Source organism: Dyadobacter ginsengisoli DSM 21015, assembly GCF_059568735.1.
Map to the genome: position 1 here is coordinate 1 of NZ_JCANTY010000024.1, position 4,998 is coordinate 4,998.

6 protein-coding genes and 1 pseudogene are annotated in these 4,998 nt (G+C 48.7%); all 7 read right to left on the reverse strand.

Annotated elements, in window-relative coordinates; translation table 11 throughout:
- A pseudogene (locus tag BP71_RS37780) lies at positions 1–474 on the reverse strand (hypothetical protein); the annotation flags it as partial.
- A 36-nt stretch (positions 475–510) separates the two neighbouring features.
- The gene (locus tag BP71_RS37785) at positions 511–1,224 is read right to left on the reverse strand and encodes a hypothetical protein (protein ID WP_496387096.1); all 714 of its coding nucleotides are present in this window, start codon (positions 1,222–1,224) and stop codon (positions 511–513) included.
- A gap of 139 nt (positions 1,225–1,363) precedes the next feature.
- Positions 1,364–2,371, reverse strand: a complete 1,008-nt coding sequence (locus tag BP71_RS37790; RefSeq protein WP_496387098.1) for a hypothetical protein — start codon at positions 2,369–2,371, stop codon at positions 1,364–1,366.
- 85 nt (positions 2,372–2,456) lie between these two features.
- Positions 2,457–3,188 (reverse strand): hypothetical protein, encoded by a 732-nt coding sequence (locus BP71_RS37795; RefSeq protein ID WP_496387100.1) that lies wholly within the window; start codon positions 3,186–3,188, stop codon positions 2,457–2,459.
- A 158-nt stretch (positions 3,189–3,346) separates the two neighbouring features.
- A complete protein-coding gene (locus tag BP71_RS37800; RefSeq protein WP_496387102.1) occupies positions 3,347–4,048 on the reverse strand; it encodes a C1q-like domain-containing protein in 702 nt (233 codons plus the stop codon).
- A gap of 104 nt (positions 4,049–4,152) precedes the next feature.
- The gene (locus BP71_RS37805) at positions 4,153–4,581 is read right to left on the reverse strand and encodes a hypothetical protein (protein WP_496387103.1); all 429 of its coding nucleotides are present in this window, start codon (positions 4,579–4,581) and stop codon (positions 4,153–4,155) included.
- 190 nt (positions 4,582–4,771) lie between these two features.
- Positions 4,772–4,998, reverse strand: a 227-nt coding sequence (locus BP71_RS37810) for a T9SS type A sorting domain-containing protein (RefSeq protein ID WP_496387105.1), incomplete at its 5' end; no start/stop codon positions are given.

The window sequence follows — 4,998 nt, forward strand, 5'->3', positions numbered from 1 at the left end:
CCCGCTGGGCAGTGCGGTGTAGTCCGAACCAGTAAACAGGTTGCTGGTAACGGCCGTATTAGGGTCTGAGTGAAAATAAGAACCCATGGTGCCGTCGGCGGAAGCGGCAAACGGGCCGAGGGCACCATTGTCCCCGACCGGGAAGACAAATTGGCCTGCCCCGTATTTGCGTACGTAACCGTCCACATAGCCTGCATCCGACGCACCGGTGGAAGTCAGGTTATCGCCTGCGAAATTGAGTACGCCGAAGTTGCCAGCGGCACGTTCGGTGAGGATCACGCCGGGCTGGGCGCCCCCGCCCCCGGTGACGAAGTTGTAGTTACTAAAAAAGGTCATCTGGGCACCTCCGAAGATGGTGGTGTTGCCCTGGCCGCCTTCCTGTGCCTGGGCGAACTGTCCGAATAAAAGCAGGGCCGCAGAGGCTGCCATGCTGATCCATCCCTTTCCGGATGATCTGGTATAGTTATGTTTCATTATAAAGTCTGTTTAATGCTTTGATTGTTTACCTGGTCAGAATAATTTGACTATTTTCAAGTAGTTCATAACAAAATTAGCGGTCGGTGTTGTAGTAAGACTTCGCATGGAGAGCTCCAACACGTCACCTGCATTGAAATGTCCAAACGTTGTCCCTTGAAAATGTACAAAGCCACCTACACCTGTTTGTCCGCCGGGTAAAGCGTCTAAAATATCCTGTGTGGCCAAAGTACCATTAACCAGTAAGACAAAACTTAGCTGATGTGCAGTTACATTGTCAGTTAAATCCTTTGATGTTCGGCCCATCACCATATAGTAGCCAGTAGCAGGCACCGTGAATTGTGAGGTAGCAGGATTGTAATTATTTCCGATATCTACAATTTCAGTGGGCATAATTATTCTGTTAAATCCAGAGCCGCCGACTATTGTTTGAGAGCCAGTATTGCTTGCTTCAACGTAGACGCTTGGGCCTGCTGCCTGCCAACTGCCTCCACCCGCTGCATCCGAAGTAAACACTTTCCCTGCACCCTCCGTGCCATCTGCAATACTAACCTGGCCCGTTGTTTTGTCTACCTTCATCTTACGTCCGGCAGTAGAGGCTTCCACTTCCAGGTTAGAGTTAGGTTCAATGGTGGTCGGGTTCGTTCCTATTTTTACCTGCGCGAAAACCGAAGAAGAACCGAATACCACAGCTATTGCGAACACCGCGGGAATAAATAATTTTTTCAAATGTTGTTGTTCTGTTTTCATAGTACAATGATTTTTTGTATTCAAAAGGACCTGGTTAATGAGCATCGAATTATCAATGGAATTCATTCACATGCTGACCGGTGGCAATGGGCATTTTTTTATGGACAGGGCCAGGAATGAAATCAGTACCATCAACAAATCAATAAATTGTAGTTGCGGTAATGACGCTACCGGCCTGGTTAAATTGGTAACTGGCCAAATTGGCAAAGGCGCCGACTCTGTAACCCACCTCAATAAGGTGGTCGCCGGGTCCGAGTGGTACCGTACCGTTGAGCGAACCAATGAAATTGGAAGAGGCGTTGTCGACTCCATCCACCGGCTCTGCTTCAATGAAAGTTTTGAAGGGAGTTTCAATGTGATCGACAAAAAGGACAGGATATATGTGTATATACATGTTTGCTGCACCTAAACGTACCGCGTTACCGGCGTCGTATGCTATATTGCAGTTGATCAGATAATTAAGTGTTTGCCCGGTAGGGTTATTTACATTCATGGTCATGCCGGGCATCAGTTGCGGTACGGTAGTGAGTCCTGTGATAGTAGCCGAACCGGCTGCGGCAATAGCCGATGTCGTGCGGAATTGTGGAATACCCGCAGAGTTTGAGAACGAGATCACCTCCCAGGTGGTGCCGCTGGTAGCTCCTGTATTTACCACATTGACACCGTAACCCGGAGGTACGGAAATACTGGCAGCCCCGTCGATCAGTTCGCCTCCACTGGCGGCAACTGTCAGATTATTGGAAGCCGTCGTGTTTTTGATGAAATACAACCGGCCCTTATAATTACCGGCACCGCTGATCGCCGCGGGTAAAGTAAGGTTGCCTCCGGCGGCCCCATTCCATACCACATAATAGTCGTTGGGGCCTATGTTTGCAGATGTAGCCGTTTCTTCCCGGTAACTGGCCCCAAAGGAACCATTCACGGTAAGTTTTGAGCCGGGCGTTGTGGTGCCTATACCTGCATTGCCATTGTCTTTTTGAATGACGGTTTTATCACCGTTGTCCGCCTCTACTTCCAGATTGGCGTTGGGCGTGATCGTGGTCGGATTTGCCCCTATTTTTACCTGGGCAAAGGAAGCATCCGAAATAGCCACGGCAACAAGCGTCATGGCGGCAAACTTCAATGGGGATAGTCCTTTTCTTTTCATAGTACAATTTTTTTGTGTTTAAAAACGCGGTTATCGAAGAGTGGATGCAGTCCGGTCAAAACTGCCCTTATGCTATTGATCCATTCTAGTTTTTATTGCAGTCGACACGAGTACCCGAGAAAAAAATCGCGGCGGTAGTTACCGAATCAGGCTTGACCCCGCTGACATGATCGGAATTTATTTGAAACGAGACTTTGTCACCTGCTGTTAAATAATTAGCAGACGTTACATCCTGCCAGGCCCCAACTCCGTACACCAATTCGGGCGAAACAGTATGGCTTAAAAGACCCTTGGAGGCTGAAACCAAATCAATAGAGGTATTTCTGGAACCAGTAGTCCCGATAGCGACATTATAAGTACCTACTGACCCGTGGAAGATGTAGAATCCATTCTCAGGGACGGTATATTCCCCGGTTGCACTATTATAAGCACCGGACGGAGAGTAAGCAACATTGTTGGCAATCAGCTTAACAGGCGTATACACGCCGGTACTAACTACTGGCGTGGTTGTATTATCCCCCTTCGCATCAAAGCTGGCACATCCGGCTCCGCTCGTTTGCCAGCTTCCGCCGCCATTGGCATCGGAGGTAAATACTTTCCCGGCACCCTCAGTGCCATCCGTAATAGTTACTTGTCCGGTCGTTTTGTTGATAGCGGTTTTTCTTCCAGGTGTCGAAGCTTCCACTTCCAGGTTGTTATTCGGGTCGATTGTCGTGGGATTGCTTCCGATTTTGACCTGTGCCATGAGCGAGGAGCTTAGTAGCAACGCAGCAGATAGAAGTCCTCCCGTAATGATTGATTTAAACTGTGTAGTCATTGTGGTAGATGGTTTTTGATAAATAATTATCGAAGAGCTACTCACCGGCTTGCAGCTGGGCGGCCGGCTCGTGTGTTTTAAATCCGAGGCGCAGCCGTTGTTTATATTCCGCCAGAGAACATTTTGCCGCAGGTTACCGGGACGAATAGATGACCGGATTAATTAGAGATTTTATAAGCATAAAAGGTGGATACTGCGACCGCGAAGGTGGCACCTGAGGAAACTCCTGCACCAGCCCGTAGTGTCACTGTATCGCCAGCATTCAATCTCACGAGATTTGAGATGGAAGTACTTGAAAAAGTGGCAGATGGAAATGCACATCCCTGCGTAACAGAAGTGTTGTTAACATAAAGATGTAAACAAGTCCGATCCAGATTAGGGATTCCAGGTAGTGCAGAGTTGTCAAATTGGGTTGAACCAAACAATACATAATGCCCGGTAACGGGTGTCACAAAAGTTCCGGTCGAAGGTGTGAATGCATTGGTAGGATCGGTCGTTTCGCCTGGGAAAGTGACCGTTCCTAACTGGCCCGCATCTATTGACTGTGGCAGGTTCTGTCGACCACCCTGGGCGGCAGCAAATGCAATAAGGGATACACTTTGCCAGCTTCCGCCACCCACAGCATCAGAGGTGAAAATCTTTCCCGCACCTTCTGTACCATCCGCAATGCTTACCTGGCCGGTTGTTTTATCGACTTTCATCTTACGGCCGGCAGTAGACGCTTCCACTTCCAGGTTGGAGTTTGGTTCGATGGTTGTCGGGTTTGTTCCGATTTTGACCTGTGCCATGAGCGAGGAGCTTAGCAGCAGCGCAGCAGAGAGAAGCCCTCCTGTGATGATTGATTTAAACTGTATAGTCATTGTGCTTGATGGTTTTGATATATAATTTATCGAAGGGATATGCACCAGCCCGCAGCTCGCCGACTGAATAGCGCGTTTCAAGCCGGAGGTACAGCTGTTTTCTATTATTTGTATTCAGTCCAGTGATCATTCTGCCATAAGCTGGTGGGGGTTTCTTCAAACAGATCGACGTGATAAGTTGCGCCCGGAGGAACAATAATGCTGATGCTTGCAGTATTTCCCAGAATCCCGTTGCCGCTACCCGTAGATGAGGTAACTTTCACGCCATTCACAAAACCGCTCAGGATGACCCTTTCCCCGACAAGAAGTGCGCTATGCGCACCAACGTTCACCACAATTTCATACGGTAGAGAATTCGTGTAGGTCGTGCCGTATGTTCTATCGATACCTTCTGTAAAAGCCTGCCAGCTTCTTTGAACGGGTATTGGAGTTACTCTCACCCACTGGTTCCCATCATTATAATACTGCTCGGGATAGACTGCGGTACTACCGCTTCCTGCGCTTGCCGTGTTGTAAACGATCATACCAGCCACATGACTGGCGCAAGGAGCTGCAATGTTTTACCTGAGCAAGGGACGCCGACGATGCGGCAAGTCCTACTGTAAACACGAGTGTTGAGAATAAAGTAGTTGTTTTCATAATGGATTTTGTCTGATGGAATAGTTTAAATCAATACCATGAAGGCCTGGGTTAGCATCAGCAACCCAGGCCTTCCACTTTGCGTTACCTGGTAACGGCTACTTTGTGTGTGCTGATAGTGCCGTCAAACAGGGTCATGGTTACGATGTAGATGCCAGGTGCTAGTTTGCTGACATCTACGCCTTGGTCCGAAACCTTCTGTTGGAGCAGTACATTCCTGCCTGAGGTATTCCTGATCGCTACTTCCTGCACCTGTGCATAGTTGTTGACCAGCAGCTTGTCGGATGCGGGATTAGGGTAGGTGCTGATCC

Excerpts from the sequence above, each read along its gene's own strand:
- BP71_RS37785 (WP_496387096.1), bottom strand. The coding sequence starts at position 1,224 with ATGAAAACAGAACAACAACATTTGAAAAAATTATTTATTCCCGCGGTG.
- BP71_RS37790 (WP_496387098.1), bottom strand. The coding sequence starts at position 2,371 with ATGAAAAGAAAAGGACTATCCCCATTGAAGTTTGCCGCCATGACGCTT.
- BP71_RS37795 (WP_496387100.1), bottom strand. The coding sequence starts at position 3,188 with ATGACTACACAGTTTAAATCAATCATTACGGGAGGACTTCTATCTGCT.
- BP71_RS37800 (WP_496387102.1), bottom strand. The coding sequence starts at position 4,048 with ATGACTATACAGTTTAAATCAATCATCACAGGAGGGCTTCTCTCTGCT.